Annotated in this window: 15 protein-coding genes; 7 read left to right on the top strand and 8 right to left on the bottom strand. The window is 51.7% G+C overall.

Translation table 11 applies throughout. The features are described 5' to 3' along the window. The first annotated feature begins 12 nt into the window (after positions 1 to 12). Together J1836_RS06835 and J1836_RS06830 are read left to right on the top strand one after the other, a co-directional pair. Positions 13 to 2,766, top strand: coding sequence for a PKD domain-containing protein (locus J1836_RS06835; RefSeq protein WP_207250330.1), 2,754 nt, complete (start codon positions 13 to 15; stop codon positions 2,764 to 2,766). A gap of 320 nt (positions 2,767 to 3,086) precedes the next feature. Continuing rightward, positions 3,087 to 4,307, top strand: a complete 1,221-nt coding sequence (locus J1836_RS06830; RefSeq protein ID WP_207249428.1) for an IS256 family transposase — start codon at positions 3,087 to 3,089, stop codon at positions 4,305 to 4,307. Between the two features lie 244 nt (positions 4,308 to 4,551). Here J1836_RS06830 and ubiD read toward each other — a convergent pair whose 3' ends face one another. After that, entirely contained in the window at positions 4,552 to 6,030 is a 1,479-nt protein-coding gene (gene ubiD / locus J1836_RS06825) for a 4-hydroxy-3-polyprenylbenzoate decarboxylase (protein ID WP_207250329.1), read from the bottom strand. Between the two features lie 127 nt (positions 6,031 to 6,157). Continuing rightward, positions 6,158 to 6,670: a cache domain-containing protein gene (locus J1836_RS06820; protein ID WP_207250328.1), complete on the bottom strand. Its 513-nt coding sequence runs from the start codon at positions 6,668 to 6,670 to the stop codon at positions 6,158 to 6,160. Between the two features lie 175 nt (positions 6,671 to 6,845). Here J1836_RS06820 and J1836_RS06815 point away from each other — a divergent pair, with 175 nt between their 5' ends. Both J1836_RS06815 and truD read left to right on the top strand, forming a co-directional pair. Next, positions 6,846 to 7,784, top strand: a complete 939-nt coding sequence (locus J1836_RS06815) for a prenyltransferase (RefSeq protein WP_242632755.1) — start codon at positions 6,846 to 6,848, stop codon at positions 7,782 to 7,784. A gap of 7 nt (positions 7,785 to 7,791) precedes the next feature. Next, complete coding sequence (gene truD / locus J1836_RS06810) at positions 7,792 to 8,844, top strand: tRNA pseudouridine(13) synthase TruD (protein ID WP_207250327.1); 1,053 nt, start codon at positions 7,792 to 7,794, stop codon at positions 8,842 to 8,844. On the opposite strand, the gene bioF is transcribed toward truD, so the two are convergent. Both bioF and J1836_RS06800 read right to left on the bottom strand, forming a co-directional pair. Continuing rightward, complete coding sequence (gene bioF, locus J1836_RS06805; protein ID WP_207250326.1) at positions 8,816 to 9,994, bottom strand: 8-amino-7-oxononanoate synthase; 1,179 nt, start codon at positions 9,992 to 9,994, stop codon at positions 8,816 to 8,818. The two genes, truD and bioF, sit on opposite strands and share 29 nt — an antisense overlap. A gap of 57 nt (positions 9,995 to 10,051) precedes the next feature. Continuing rightward, complete coding sequence (locus J1836_RS06800; protein ID WP_207250325.1) at positions 10,052 to 10,282, bottom strand: sulfurtransferase TusA family protein; 231 nt, start codon at positions 10,280 to 10,282, stop codon at positions 10,052 to 10,054. Positions 10,283 to 10,410: 128 nt separating this feature from the next. Between J1836_RS06800 and dapF the strand changes: the two genes are divergently transcribed. From dapF to xerC, 3 genes are read left to right on the top strand one after another with little or no spacing between them, the layout of a single operon-like run. After that, complete coding sequence (dapF, locus tag J1836_RS06795) at positions 10,411 to 11,250, top strand: diaminopimelate epimerase (protein ID WP_207250324.1); 840 nt, start codon at positions 10,411 to 10,413, stop codon at positions 11,248 to 11,250. Beyond that, positions 11,247 to 11,966 (top strand): DUF484 family protein, encoded by a 720-nt coding sequence (locus J1836_RS06790; RefSeq protein WP_242632754.1) that lies wholly within the window; start codon positions 11,247 to 11,249, stop codon positions 11,964 to 11,966. Before dapF ends, J1836_RS06790 begins: the two co-directional genes overlap by 4 nt. Next, positions 11,959 to 12,885 (top strand): tyrosine recombinase XerC, encoded by a 927-nt coding sequence (gene xerC, locus J1836_RS06785; protein WP_242632831.1) that lies wholly within the window; start codon positions 11,959 to 11,961, stop codon positions 12,883 to 12,885. The genes J1836_RS06790 and xerC overlap by 8 nt, the downstream gene beginning before the upstream one ends. A gap of 9 nt (positions 12,886 to 12,894) precedes the next feature. Here the strand turns inward: xerC and J1836_RS06780 are convergent, their stop codons facing one another. The 4 genes from J1836_RS06780 to J1836_RS06765 are packed head-to-tail and all read right to left on the bottom strand — an operon-like array spanning position 12,895 to position 15,311. After that, the gene (locus tag J1836_RS06780; protein WP_207250322.1) at positions 12,895 to 13,491 is read right to left on the bottom strand and encodes a hypothetical protein; all 597 of its coding nucleotides are present in this window, start codon (positions 13,489 to 13,491) and stop codon (positions 12,895 to 12,897) included. 34 nt (positions 13,492 to 13,525) lie between these two features. Then, a complete protein-coding gene (locus J1836_RS06775; RefSeq protein ID WP_207250321.1) occupies positions 13,526 to 13,867 on the bottom strand; it encodes a hypothetical protein in 342 nt (113 codons plus the stop codon). 25 nt (positions 13,868 to 13,892) lie between these two features. Continuing rightward, entirely contained in the window at positions 13,893 to 14,513 is a 621-nt protein-coding gene (locus J1836_RS06770; RefSeq protein WP_207250320.1) for an ankyrin repeat domain-containing protein, read from the bottom strand. A gap of 33 nt (positions 14,514 to 14,546) precedes the next feature. Next, positions 14,547 to 15,311, bottom strand: coding sequence for an ATP-binding protein (locus tag J1836_RS06765; protein ID WP_207250319.1), 765 nt, complete (start codon positions 15,309 to 15,311; stop codon positions 14,547 to 14,549). Between the last annotated feature and the right edge of the window lie 64 nt (positions 15,312 to 15,375).

Raw genomic sequence — 15,375 nt, 5'->3', positions numbered from 1 at the left:
TTTGGGGGCATTATGATGTCACGATTCAACAGGGGTAAGTTATTGCCGTGTTTCTATCACATAAACACGGGGCTTGTCAGTGCGGTATTGCTGCTATCGCTTAACTTATGTGCTCAAGCAGCCGTTATCAATAATCCTCCGACTGCAACCTCTGCTACGATTATAGGAAAAGAGGATACGAAGACCAGCATTACTCTAAAAGGCAAAGATCTAGAAAAGAAAAAACTCACTTACGCTATTGTTAACCAACCCACTTATGGCACAGTTACGCTGGTTGGTAGCAAAGCCACCTACACTCCCAGTGCCAACTACTTCAATACAGCTTCTACTCCTGACCGTTTTACCTTCAAAACCAATGATGGGCTGCTGGATTCTGTCCCTGCCACCGTTGATATTGTGGTGAAAGCGGTTAATGACGTGCCTGTTGTTCAAAAGGGCATTGCCACTACTCTTCAAGATACGAAAGTAGACATTACGCTTATGGGGTCAGATGTAGAGGGTGATCCATTAACCTACGTGCCTAGTAAAAGTAAAAAGGGTGGCACAGTGGCAGTAAAAAGTGGTAATACCGTTACATTCACGCCGAAGAAAGGCTATGTGGGTGCAGACAGTTTTACGTTTACTGCTAAAGATAGCAATAAGGGTATTTCTAAAGCAGCGACAGTCAGCATTACTGTCAGCGCTAAACCGCCGAACGTTTCTCCAACAGCCAATGCAGGTGCAGATCAGGCTGTAAATGAAAAGATGTCGGTTACGCTGGATGGCAGTGGCAGTAAAGATAGTGACGGCAGTATCGTCAGTTATCGCTGGATGCAGCGAAAGCAGCCATTGGGCATCGTAGCCACGCTTTCAGGTGCGAATACAGCCAAGCCTACGTTCACTGCGCCGGAGTTGGTAGGGGATACACTTGCGTCAGCGACATTAGCTTTTGATTTGACAGTAACAGACAACAACGGGGCAATGGCTACTGATACAGTCGTGGTGGTAATTAACAATGTAGCTACTAATATCCCACCGGGAGCCAATGCTGGCAATGATAAAGAAGCGAATGAGAACACCCAAGTTACGCTAGATGGTACTGGTAGCACTGACAGCGACGGCAACCTCGTCAAATACGAATGGAAACAGACTGCTGGTTCACCCACTGTCACCTTGACAGGTGCAGACACTGCGAAACCCACCTTCACAGCCCCCGATGTCGCCGCCGACACTACGCTCACGTTTGAACTCACCGTCACGGATAACCAGAATGCTACCGCCAAGGATACGGTCAGCGTCCAAGTGAAAAATGCTGTGGTCAATATCCCGCCTGTTGCTAACCCTGGAGGAGACCAAACAGTTAACGAAAACACACTGGTCACACTCGATGGCAGTGCCAGCAAAGACTCAGATGGCAGTATTTCTGGTTATCTCTGGACACAAACTGGTGGTATGAATGTTGCCTTAACTGATCCGACAGGTAATAGTGTGAAGTTTATTTCGCCTTATGTGGCAGCAGATGAAACATTAACTTTTGCGTTGGAAGTAATGGATGATAAAAGTGTCACTAGCCATGCTAGTGTTAATGTTTTAATAAAACATGATGTATCGAATTCAGTATATAGCCAAGTTATTGCAGAGGGGAGTGTTGGCATTTTAAAAAGTAAACTTAGCACTACCGACTATGCAAATATAAAATCTATTGTTTGGACGCAAACAAGTGGGCAATATGTTGACTTGTCGCAGAGTGACACTCTCTTTCCACTTATTACGACGCCAGAGGTAGACGAAGATACAACAGTGGGTTTCAATCTTACTGTCCAAGGTAATGATAGTGTGGTTAGTACGGACACTATAATTGTTAAAATAAGAAATGATTCTCTTAAAGATGCAAGTGCTATTGAATTACCTTACCTTTATGATTGTGTGGTTGATGCGGTTATAAATGGAGTAAAGTTGAGTGGTCGTCTTCCACCACCACCAAAGTGGGAAAAAGTTCGTGATTATCCGGAAGATACCTATTATAAGACCATTAAAACTAAATATGCAGACGCTGGTAGTGGGGGTACTATGATTGTGACTTGGTATTCTGATACAGGTACTCTCTCAGACATTAGTTGTCAGAGATATCTACATCCTGATAATGGTGATTTAGTAATGGGTCATTTGGCTTGGTGGAGGAATCGGAACCAATCACTCCAACGTTTTGATAAGTATATTGAAGAAGATAGGAAATCAACTGCTGAAGGAGAATATAAAGAGTGGTATGAAGATGGAAAGTTGAGAGAGTTAAGATATTATGAAAATAATGAAAAGCAAAGGCTTGAGGTTCGCTGGTCTAATTCAGAATTAGGGTATCACTATCAATGGATTGCTCCATATAATGATGACCTGCTGCATGGGATTGTACGTTCTTACTACAAAGATGGTCATTTAGATGAAGAATATATGTATTCGAAAGGCAAAAGACATGGCCCATTTGTCACGTATCATTCAGAAGGTTCCATCATGTATGAGAAGGGAAGCTTCGCTGATAATGTGGTTAACGGACCTTATGTTAGATATTATTTTCACGGTGGCTTGGAGATGGAAGGAACTTTTGATTATGAGAAAAAGGTTGGGCTTTGGTCTTATTACAATCTTTACAATCACGGAAAGATAGAAGGCCAAACTTACTTCGATCCCCTTGGTAAAATAGTTTGGACAAAAGGATATGATGTCGACACTGGAAAGTTACTTACTTATTGTTATTACGATAGCGAAGGACATCATTGTACGTACTATTGATACGCATTAAGTAAACAGTGTAACAAATTTTCATAGGGCGGAAAGCGGAACGCGCTCTTCGCCGAACATCAGTAAAAAAGTCTGCAAAGCAGGCTTCCAGTGGTGGTGCGCTCGCCCTGTAACATGGGACCACTCGCCCCCAACCTTGTGGGAGATTTGCTAAGCGATTGGGTTTGTTTGGCAGACTCATTAATTTATGATGGGAGAATTTAGTATGATTACTTTCCTTACACTTCCTGATTCGTGGCCTCCATCGAGACTGTAAACTGAACTGTGTAACTGCTATATAACAGCGGAAACACCCGCCAAGGAGCAGTCACATGGAACCCCTGAATCCCGTCCTGATGGATGAGCTATTAACCGATTGCAAAACGCCTGCTGATGTAAAGAACCTTTACAGCCAGCTCCTGCAACGGATGATCAACCGCAGCCTCGAAGCCGAACTGGACGCGCACCTGAAATACGACAAGGGTGAGCGTAGCGATATAGGGCAACGGCGCAGCAACACCCGCAACGGTAAAGGCAACAAGACCATCAAAGGCGAGTTTGGCGAGTTGCAGGTGGAAACACCGCGTGACCGTGACGGCAGCTTTGAGCCAAAGCTGGTGCAGAAACGCCAGATACGGCTGGCAGGGATGGAAGAACACATCCTGACACTGTATGCCAAAGGCATGACCACCCGCGACATTGAAGACACGGTTAAACGGCTGTACGGGGTCGACATCTCGCACACGCTGATTAGCGAAGTGACTGAAGCCGTCCAAGGCGAAGCCAAAGCTTGGCAATCACGGGCATTAGACAACATCTACCCGATTGTCTGGCTTGATGGGATTATCGTTAAAGTTCAACAAGATAAGCAGGTCATCAACAAAGCGGCGCATGTGGTGCTGGCGGTCAACCTACGCGGTGAAAAGGACGTGTTGGGCATCTGGTTAGCAGAAAATGAAGGGGCGAAGTTCTGGCTGTCGGTGTTGACTGAACTACGCCACCGGGGCGTGCAGGACATCTATGTGGCTTGCATGGATGGCTTAAACGGCTTGCCGGAAGCGGTCAATGCCGTCTTCCCCAAAACATTGACCCAGTTGTGCATGGTACACATGGTTCGCGCCAGCTTGCGCTACGTCACTGCCAAAGACACCAAAGGTGTGGTGGCAGCCCTCAAACGCATTTACCAATCCAGTACCGCTGAAGAAGCGGAACGCGAACTGGAAGCACTGGAGACTGAATGGGGCGACAAATACAAAGCGGTCGTGCGTCTATGGCGCGGCAACTGGGCGAATGTCATCCCCTTCTTCCAGTTCCAACCCGAAATCCGCAAGGTGATTTACACCACCAATGCGATTGAGTCCCTGAACATGAGTTTGCGCAAGTTCACCCGCAATCGGCGCATCTTCCCCAGTGACAGTTCAGCCCTCAAAAGCCTGTATTTGGCGGTGCGCGAAGCCTCGCAAAAGTGGTCGGTTATCCACCACTGGAAGCCTGCTTTGCAGACCTTTTTACTGATGTTCGGCGAAGAGCGCGTCCCGCTCTCCGCCCTATGAAAATTTGTTACACAGTTTATTTGACAGACTCCCTCCATCTCCTGAGCCGGATATATGTCCTATTCCTGAACCATGGAAGCCGGAAGAAGAACCTACGCCAGTTCGGCAGCCTGAGCCTAGTCCGCCACCGCCACCGCCACCGCCACCGCCACCGCCACCGCCACCGCCACCGCCACCTCATGTTAATCCTAATCCTAATCTTGACCCGGAAAAGCCTGGAGATCCAAATCCTTTGCCTGAGCCCTCATAGAATTTCTTCGAAAATTTGTAGTTTTTTCCACATCCCATCCACGCGGGATTTCACCGCCGCATCCATCACAATCGGCGTACCCCATTCCCGCGTGGTTTCCCCCGGCCATTTATTGGTCGCATCCATCCCCATCTTCGACCCCAGCCCTGACACGGGCGAGGCAAAATCCAGATAATCAATCGGCGTATGCTCAATCAACGTGGTATCCCGTGCTGGATCCATGCGCGTGGTCATTGCCCAGATCACATCCTCCCACTTGCGCGTATTCACATCATCATCCACCACGATAATGAACTTGGTGTACATGAACTGGCGCAGGAACGACCAAACCCCCATCATCACCCGCTTGGCGTGACCGGGGTATTGCTTCTTGATGCTCACCACCGCCATGCGATACGAACAGCCTTCCGGCGGCAGGTAAAAATCCACAATCTCAGGAAACTGCTTCTGCAAAATCGGCACGAACACTTCATTCAACGCCAAGCCCAGAATCGCCGGTTCATCTGGCGGTCGCCCCGTATACGTGCTGTGGTAAATCGGGTCTTTGCGATGCGTAATACGCTCAATGGTAAACACCGGGAAGCTATCAATCTCATTGTAATAGCCGGTATGGTCGCCATAAGGCCCTTCGGGAGCCATATCATCAGGGTAAATGAAACCTTCCAGCACAAACTCCGCCGAGGCAGGCACTTGCAAATCCACCCCTATCGCTTGCACCAACTCCGTCCGCGAACCGCGCAACAACCCCGCAAACGCATACTCCGACAACGAATCCGGCACTGGCGTGACTGCCCCCAAAATCGTTGCCGGGTCAGTGCCAATCGCCACCGCTACGGGAAACGGCTTACCCGGATTCGTTTGCTGAAACTCGCGAAAATCCAACGCCCCGCCGCGATGCGACAACCAGCGCATAATCACACGATTCTTGCCCAACACTTGTTGGCGATAAATTCCCAGATTCTGGCGTTTCTGATTCGGGCCTTTGGTAATCACCAAGCCCCACGTAATCAGCGGGGCGGCATCCCCCGGCCAGCAATGCTGAATCGGCAGCTTGCTTAAATCCACTTTATCGCCTTCCACCACGACTTGCTGACACGCCGCTTTGCTGACCACTTTCGGTGCCATATCCAGCACTTTGCGGAAAATCGGCAGCGCATTCAGCGCATCCTTAAAGCCTTTCGGCGGATCAGGCTGCTTGAGCAATGCCAGCAATTTACCGACTTCACGCAAGGCATCGGTGGATTGTTCACCCATCCCCAACGCCACGCGGCGCGGCGTGCCAAACAGATTGGCAAGTACGGGCGTGTTATGTCCTTTGGGATTTTCAAACAGCAAGGCGGGGCCGCCCGCACGCAGCACGCGGTCGGCGATTTCGGTCATTTCCAGATAGGGGTCAACTTCGACGGTAATCCGTTTCAGTTCACCCATTTTTTCCAGTTGCTGGATAAAGTCGCGTAGGTCATGGTATTTCATGGCGAGGATAATAACGGAAATCCGCGCCGAGCGGCTATGGGCTTACGCAATGTCAGGCATTTTCACAAAAAAAAGGTTACAGGCAAATCGCACTGTAACCTTAATATCAGATTGAGAAAATCAATCCTTACTTAGCAGCAGGGGCTGGAGCGGCGGCAGCCGGAGCGGCGGCTTCAGCAGCGTATGCGCCCACGCCACAGAAGAAGCCTTTGGTATTTTTGATCACGTAGCTTTTCTTGGCTTTCAGTTCCTCAGTGACGGGATAAGGCCATTTGTAATCAACCCAGCCCTTACCTTCAGCCGATTTCGCGGTAGCAACCATGTTCTGGAACAGTTTGTCGCCGTATTTATCGAAATCGAGCAGGTTTTTGCCAACCAGTTCAGGCTTTTTCGGGTGGGACAGCATTTTGCCTTCCAGATCCATACAGAAGACATACAGATCTTTGTCTTGGAAACCGCCGTCCGCTTTAGCAAACGTGTCAAACGCTGCTTCGCCGCTCTTGTCGACTTCGGCTAAGGCTTTTTCGCTCATGGCTTGCGCTTCGGCTTCTGTGCCCATGGCAGGGGCGGCATCAGCGGCAAAGACATTCAGGGTTAATGCGAACAGGGCAGTGCCTACAACCGTGTGTAAAAGTTTCATATACAATCTCTCCTCCAAAAAATAACATGCAGCCTGCACACCTTGGGGTGTTCCTCATGCAGACTGAATTACGACGTGTAATTATCTAACACGTGCCAAGATTGTAGACAATCTTGGCTTTAAATAGCAATGATTACGCAAAAATATCTTATTTTGTCGACAAAGGTGGAAGAAAATGATGGTAGAAGAACCGAATGAACGTCTGCTGCATACCCCAGTGCGCTGTTATTGGTTAGCCACCCGCCCCGCGTTTCTGGCGGCAAGTGTTGTACCGGCGGTGGTGGGCACGGCGGCAGCTTGGGCGCAAGGCTATGCCTTGCACGGCGGGTTACTGGCGTGGACAGTGCTGGCGGTCATGCTGGTACACGCAGGCATGAATGTGCTGAACGATTACTACGACGAGCAAAACGGTACAGATCGGCGCAATACCCAACGCTTGTTTCCGTTTACCGGCGGCAGTCGCTTTATCCAGAACGGCGTATTGAGCGCAGGTGAAATATTGGTATTCGGTGCATGGTTGCTGGCGGTGGCGATGCTGATTGGCATTGGCTTGGCATGGCAAAGCGGTATGGATTTGCTGTGGATTGGCGTGGCGGGCTTGCTGATTGGTTGGGGCTATTCCGCGCCGCCGTTGAATTTGAATAGCCGAGGCTTGGGTGAACCCACCATTGCGGTGAGCTTTGGCGTGTTAACCCCGCTGGGCGCGTGGTTTGTGCAAACGGGTTCGTTGGCGTGGTATCCGGTCGTAATCAGTTTGCCTTTGTCATTGTTAATCATGAATATTTTGCTGATTAACCAGTTTCCCGACCGCGAAGCCGATGCTGCCAGCGGTAAGCATCATTGGGTGGTGCGTTTTGGGGCGGATGCTGCGGCGAAGGTTTATGTGGCGGCAGTCTTGCTGGCAACGCTGTTACTGGTAGCGTGGGTCATGCTGGATGTATTGCCACCAATGGCGTTGCTGAGTGCCTTGCCGTTGGGGATTGCATTGCGAGCTGGTTTGCAATTGGTGGAACACGCGCACACACCGCCTAAGCTCGAACCAGCGATTAAAATGACGATTGGCAGCGCGGTATTGCACGGTGTGCTGTTGTCCTTGGCGTTATGGCTGGTATAGTTCGTACATGAACCCAACTACCTTTGATACCAGCGGCTTTCCCGCCGCCTACGCCGCGCCGTTAACGGGGCATTTTCGTGTCTTACCCGAAGACTTTATCGTGGATGAGCTGATGGATTTTGAGCTGTCTGGCACAGGTGAACACCTGTGGCTGCAAGTGCGCAAAACCCTCGCGAACACCGATTGGGTCGGCAACCAACTGGCGCGTTGCGCGGGTATTTCCGGCAAAGACGTGAGTTACGCCGGGCTGAAAGATCGCCACGCGGTAACGACGCAATGGTTTAGCCTGCAATTGCCGGGGAAGGATGACCCCGATTTTGCCGCGTTACCGCCGGAAATCGAAATCCTCGCGCAACAACGCCATGACAAAAAGCTGCGGCGAGGTGCGTTGAGTGGCAACCGTTTCAGCCTGACCTTGCGGAATTGCACGGGGGATTTCGCAGCGGCGCAAAGCCTGTGTCAGCAAATTACCCAGCAAGGCATTCCCAATTACTACGGCGAACAGCGTTTCGGGCATAACTTTGGCAATTTGCGCAAAGCCGAACGCTGGTTTGCGGACGGTGTTGCGCCGAAGCAGCGGACTCAACGTAGCTTGTATCTGTCGGCGGCGCGTTCGTGGATGTTCAACAATATTCTGGCGGAACGCGTGAAGGCGGGAACGTGGCATCAGCGCGTGGCGGGCGATGTGTTCATGTTCGAGGGCGGCAATGCGTGGTTTGCGGATGATGTCGCGGATGCGACGCTTGAGCCGCGTTTAGCTGCGCTAGCAATCCACCCGACGGGCGCATTGTGGGGCAGAGGTGAGTTGGATACCCGCGATGCGGCGCGTGAGCTAGAAGCAGAACAAACCGCACGCTTTCCGATTTTCTGTGCGGGGCTGGAAAAGCAGGGGTTGAAGCAAGAACGCCGTGCCTTACGCATCCAAGTCGGTGAGGTTGGGTTTGAGGTGCTGGATGAAACCACCTTACGCTTGGCGTTTACCTTGCCGCCGGGGTCTTATGCGACGGTATTTTTGGAGCAGTTGGGAACGTTTACGTCCAAATCTGTGCCAGTGCAGTAAGCAATTGTTCCACATCGGTGGGGGTATGCGCTGCCGATAATGTTACCCGCAAGCGTGCCGTGCCGTCGGGTACGGTGGGGGGGCGGATGGCTGTGACCAATAGTCCGCGCTCTTCCAACTGACGGCTGATCGCCAACGCTTGCGCGCTGCTGCCGACCAGAATCGGTTGAATCGCGGTAGCCGATGCCATCAGCGGCAAGCCGAGTTGCGCAGCCCCCTGACGAAATTGTTGAATCAATGCCTGCAAGTGTTCGCGCCGCCAGCTTTCGGTTTGCACCAATTGCAAGCTTGCCAGTGTCGCGGCAGCGATAGCAGGCGGTTGCGCGGTGGTGTAAATAAACGTGCGGGCGGTTTGAATCAAGTATTCGATCAGATCATGGCTTCCGGCAACGAATGCGCCTGCCGTGCCCAGTGCTTTCCCCAAGGTTGCCATCAGAATCGGTACATCGGTTGGCGTTAAGCCTTGCGCTTCCACCAAACCCGCGCCCGTATTGCCCAAAACACCAAACCCATGTGCATCATCCACCATTAGCCATGCGTCGTGGTGCTGTGCCATCGTCGCGAGTTTGTTGAGAGGCGCAATATCGCCATCCATGCTGAATACGCCATCGGTGAGAATCAGTTGGGTGCTAGCATTGTCGGCTTGTGCCAGTAAGCGTTTGCCGAGGCTGGTGGTGTCATTGTGCGGGTAACGGATCAGTTTCGCGCCGGATAACAAGCTCGCATCGACCAACGAGGCATGGTTCAAACGGTCGGCATACACCACATCATTACGCCCTGTTAGCAGCGCATTCACCACGCCCAGATTTGCCATGTAACCCGTGGAAAACAGCAAAGCACGCTCACGCCCTACGAATATTGCCAAGGCTTCTTCGAGTTGCTGGTGGGGACGAGAATGCCCGTTGACTAAATGCGCTGCACCACTGCCCACACCGTATTCATTAGCGGCTTGTTGAAACGCACGGATAACAGCGGGATGGTTGGCAAGACCCAGATAATCATTGCTGCAAAACGTTAGCAACGCTTTGCCATCTATCTGCCTATGCGGTTGTTGTGGGGAATCAGCGATGCGCGGGCGACGGTAGAGGTGGCGATTCTGACGGGATTCGAGTTCGGCGCGGAGTTTGTTAAATTTGGGATCAGTATTCATTAGACGATACGGGGGGATTACGATGGGGCGAATGTAAGCATCCGCCCCAGTCGGAGATTAACCTTTCTTGATCATGAAAGTGTAATCACCGCCTGCTTCGCTGGAGCTGACCATTTCATTGCCAGTTTGCTTGCAGAATGCTTCCATGTCTTTGACGGAACCTGGGTCAGTGGCGATGACCTTCAGAATTTCGCCAGAAGCTAAGCCGTTAATGGCTTTTTTAGTACGAAGAATGGGTAGTGGGCAATTTAAGCCACGCGCGTCCAGTTCTTGTTTAAAATCAGACATATTTCCTCTCCTGATCTTACGATTAATGTGATAGCGATCCAAAAAATGAGTCCAGTAACATACCACCAAAATTGCTGTATCGCTATATCTTTGTATACTAATATCCTTTCAGTAATAGGATACACGGCATGGTAAGTAGCGCACTTAATTTCACGAAAATGCACGGTTTGGGCAATGATTTTGTGGTGTTAGATGGCATCAATCAGTGCGTTGATTTGAGCACCGCCCAGATCCGCCACATCGCTGATCGCCACCTTGGGGTGGGCTGCGATCAATTGCTGCTGGTGGAAGCCTATGACGGGGCGGATGCGGAATTCCGCTACCGAATTTTCAATGCCGATGGCAGCGAGGTGGAACAGTGTGGCAATGGCGCACGCTGTTTTGCGCGTTTCGTGTATGATCAAGGCTTGACCCAACACACCACGATTCCGGTCGTCACCGCGAGTGGGCGTATCGTGTTACAAATTCAAGCGGATGGGCAAGTGACGGTGGATATGGGTGTACCTGTGCTTGAACCTGCACAGATTCCTTTCATTTCCGCGCAGCGCCAAACGCTCTATACTCTGGAAACGCACACGACAAGTGTAGCCCTTGCAGCGGTGTCGATGGGCAACCCTCATGCGGTGTTGCAAGTACCCGATGTGGAGAGCGCACCGGTGTCAACCTTGGGCGCGGCGTTGGAGTCGCATCCGGCATTTCCGAAGCGGGTTAACGTGGGTTTTATGCAGGTAATCGGACGTGACCACATCCGATTACGGGTGTTTGAGCGCGGCTGCGGCGAAACTCAAGCGTGCGGCACAGGTGCGTGTGCGGCAGTCGTCGCGGGCAGATTGCAAGGGTTGCTGGATGAGCAGGTCACAGTGAGCTTGCCCGGTGGTGATTTGCAGATTCGGTGGCAAGGTGAAGGGCAGCCCGTTAGGATGACGGGTCCGACAGCAACGGTATTCAGGGGAACACTCACACTATGAACACACCAGACGGACAAGCGAGCCAGAACATCAGCGCTGCACAGGTTGCCGAGTGGTTACGCGCACACCCCGATTTTTTCCGTGAGCATGAAGAAGTGCTGGATGTGTTGAGTATTCCACACCCACACACGGGTGAGGCGGTTTCCTTGCTGGAACGTCTGATACAACGGCAACGTGATAAACTCCGTGAGTTAGAAAGCCGTCAAAGCGAGATGCTGAAAGCGGCGCGGGATAGCGAGCATGTGATTACCCGTTTGCACCATCTGGCGTTGGAGCTGATGACCTGTGACAGTTTGGATGACGTGGTGGGGACGTGTAACAATATGCTGCGCGGCGATTTCAAAGCCGATAACGTGGTATTGCGCTTGATTGGGCGTGGGCGGGCACGAGATGGGCTGCATTTCATTGACCCCGATGATAAATCACTCAAACAACTCGCGACCTTGTTCCGTAAGCGCCAGCCGGTGTGCGGGCGGCTGCGTCCGCGTCAACAAATATTTTTGTTTGGGGAAGAAGGCGCGTCGATCAAATCCGCTGTGCTGATTCCCTTGTACGAGGCGCGTGAAATCGGTGTATTGGCGCTAGGCAGTGAGAATGAAGCGCGTTTTTACCCCGGCATGGGTACGTTATTCATTGGGCAACTGGGGGGGTTGGTGGCGCGGGCATTGGCGCGTTACCTTGAACCGCCGCTGCATACACTGGAAATGGGTGCGTGAATTGGAGCTAATTCTTGCCCGTTACCACCACCATTTATTTAGTGAAAAACGCTATTCCCCGCGCACTGTGAGCAGTTATGAACACGATTTAAACGACTTTATCGCGTGGTTGAACAAACCACTGGATAAGCAAGGCGGTGAGGTCGCACCTGTTGAGCCTGCGGTGTTGACGGTGCAAACAGGGCAAGTGCGCCAGTGGATCAGCCATTTACACCGCAAAGGTTTGTCGGGCAAAAGCCTGCAACGCAAATTGTCGTCGATCCGGCGCTTTTACCGCTTTTTGTTGCGCGAAAATCTGGTTGAAAACAATCCGGTAGTGGATGTGCAATCCCCCAAACACGCCCGCAAACTGCCCGATACGCTGGATGCAGAAACCATCGAACGCTTGCTAACGATTACAGCGGATGACGTGCTGGCAGTGCGTGACCGTGCCTTGATGGAATTACTGTACTCCTCCGGCTTGCGTCTGGCAGAATTGGTGGGGTTGGATCTTCATGATGTGGATACATATCAGCAACAAGTGCGCGTCACCGGCAAAGGTAATAAGGAACGTTACGTCCCCGTGGGGCGGCAGGCGTTAGCGGCGTTACAGACGTGGATGCAGCAGCGCGTCAGTTTAGCCGCACACGGTGAAACCGCCTTGTTTGTCAGCAAACGTGGCACGCGCTTACACCCGCGCAGCGTGCAGTTCCGCTTGAATCATTGGCGCTTGCAGCAAGGCTTGGAGCAGCACGTTCACCCGCACAAATTGCGCCATTCGTTTGCCAGCCATGTGTTGGAATCGTCGGGGGATTTACGTGCGGTACAAGAAATGCTGGGTCATGCTGACATCAGCACAACCCAGATTTACACGCATTTGGATTTTCAGCATCTTGCGAGTGTGTACGACAAGGCGCATCCACGCGCTAAAAAGAAGTGAGGTGTTGCGTTAGTCTTCCATGAGCCAAATGGAATGCACCCGTGCAGACGCATCCGCCACGGTGGTGATGGTTTCGCCATTGGGGTAAATGCCAGCATTACCTTCCTTGCCTACGACTTGAATGATCATGCTGGGCGGCATATTCGTGAATGTCGCAAATTCACGCGATTCGCCTACCGTCCACTGAATGTCGGTTAAGCCGCCAAGTTTTTCACCGACGCTTTGCAGGTTTTCACCGACTTTGACACCTTGCTCCGTGGCAAAACGGGGGCTAATAATGCGGATCAAATTCGCCGCATGGCTATTACGATCCAGCATAATATTCATGAGCTTTTCCCCGTTTTGGCTAAGCGTCATCCATTCAATGCCTTCTGCATCTTTTTCTGACATGGCGGTGACACCGGGCAAAACGGTCAGAATATCGGCGGATAACATGCCCAATTGCACCGCACCCGCCGCTTTTTCGGTGATGAGGTAATGGCTAAGGGTTGGGGCTTTACTCTGCTGTTGGCTGGGCGCTGGGGGCGCACCCACATCATCCGCGCCGCAGCCATTGAGTAGCAGCGGCAGTAACAAAAGACTGGTACTTAACCGTATGGGTAGCATAGTGACTCTCCGTAACTGCCCCTGCATACCCTGCTCATGCGGGGTTTTCAAAGAAGACATAGGAGGTCGAATAGTCACTGAATTCAAAGTAGACTTTCTTCTCGCCCGCATCGACCACGCCATTCAGGTTAGCGTCCATAATGCCGTAACCGAAGCGGTAAGGGCGATCACCACCAGACGTTATGCCAGCAGCGGTGGTCAATTTGTCGACTTTGATGAAACGCCGTACCAATTTTTCACCAGCGTACACTTCGAGCACGCCGTTTACACCTGTCCAGTTATTCAGTTCGCGCCCAATTTTGTTTTGGGTTTCTTGAGTACACGCACCCACACTGAGTAACAGCGACAGGGTGAGTAAGGGGGTTGTCCATTTCATGGTATATCCTCAAAATACGTGAATATTAATAGCCTAAGATACGCGCTGTGCGTATGTCACCTTTATCCATCGCCATTTGTACTGGGGTTTTGGAGGGTGTGCCAAGGGTGACGGCTTTGGGGTTTGCACCTTGTTTCAGCAAGTAATTGGCGGCATCAGCACGCCCGAAACGCGCTGCATGGTGCAACGGTGTCCAGCCGGACGCGGTGGCGGCGTTAACATTCGCCCCTTTGTCGACCAATTGCATCACTGCGGGTAATGAGCCTGCTGCCACAGCAGCGTGCAAGGCGGTTTCGCCGGATGCGGTAGCGGTGTTCGCATCTGCACCTTGTTGTAACAGGGCGCTGACTGTCGCCGCATCACCGGCTTGGGCGGCATCCCACACTTGTTTGTTCAGCTCATTCTGGGACAGCGCGGGTGCTGCCGCTTCAGTTGTCGCAGGTGCTGGCGCAGCAGTGATGACGGGTGTCGTAGCTGCTGTTGAGGTGCTGGTCGTCGTCGCCGCTTCTGGCTTCGCTTCTGTTGCCGCAATGCTGCTTTGCGTTGTGCTCGGTTCGTCTTTGCTAGCGGTGCTAGCGCACCCGCTTAGCCCAACGAGCAGCAAAGCGGTGAATACTGTGACGGAGTGTTTTGGGGGTAACATCATGCCGTATCCGTTATTGGGGTTAAGTCTGCCGCTTCAGTTCAAGCCTGTTTGGCAGTGGTTAAAGAAATGCCGCGCGGTGCGCCCGCTATTGCCACCCCGTTCACTCGCAAAAGCAGTGGCTTCTTGGTGTAACAGCTCTGCATCTTGTACACGCCCTTTGAATAACTTGTCCACTATCTCCAGATAAGTGTCTTGATTCATGGGGTGGAAAGGTAAGGATAGACCAAAGCGGTCGACTAATTGGCGCTTATCTTCCGTGGAGTTGTCCACTGCTTGCGCGGCTCTATCGCTGCCACGTTCCTGTAGTACGCTGCTGCGGCAGTTGGAGGTGGCGTAAATCAGCACATTTTCGGGCGGCTTTTCCAGCGTGCCTTCCATAATGCTTTTCAAGGTGCGGTAGTCACCGGAGGCTTCATCAAAGGTAAGGTCGTCACAATAGATAATAAAACGGTGATGCGAATCCACGATTTCATCAGTAATATCGACCAATACGCCGAGATCATCCTTAGAAATTTGGATCATGCGCAAGCCGTAGGTGTGGTAACGGGTCAACACCGCTTTGATCAGGGAAGACTTGCCTACCCCTCGCGCACCCCACAATAGGGCGTGGCTGGCGGGTTTGCCACGCAAGAAATGTTCGGTATTGCGAAATAATGCATCGCGCTGTTCATCGATACCTTGCAGGGTATCGGGGTTTACCAAGTCCACATTCCTGATGGGTTTCAGGAAATGGCGGTTGGAACGCCACACTGCCGCTAAGGTACTGCGCCAGTCAATCGTCAGTTTGCCAAAAGCCATTCTCACTCCATTTGCTAATTGCTTGCACAGATTGCCTCACCAGTTTAGCTGTTTACGCAAGAAG

This window comes from Thiothrix fructosivorans, assembly GCF_017349355.1.
Taxonomy (GTDB): Bacteria; Pseudomonadota; Gammaproteobacteria; order Thiotrichales; family Thiotrichaceae; genus Thiothrix; species Thiothrix fructosivorans.
Note: the sequence above shows the minus strand (reverse complement) of the source record. Positions and strands in the feature narration are given on the sequence as shown.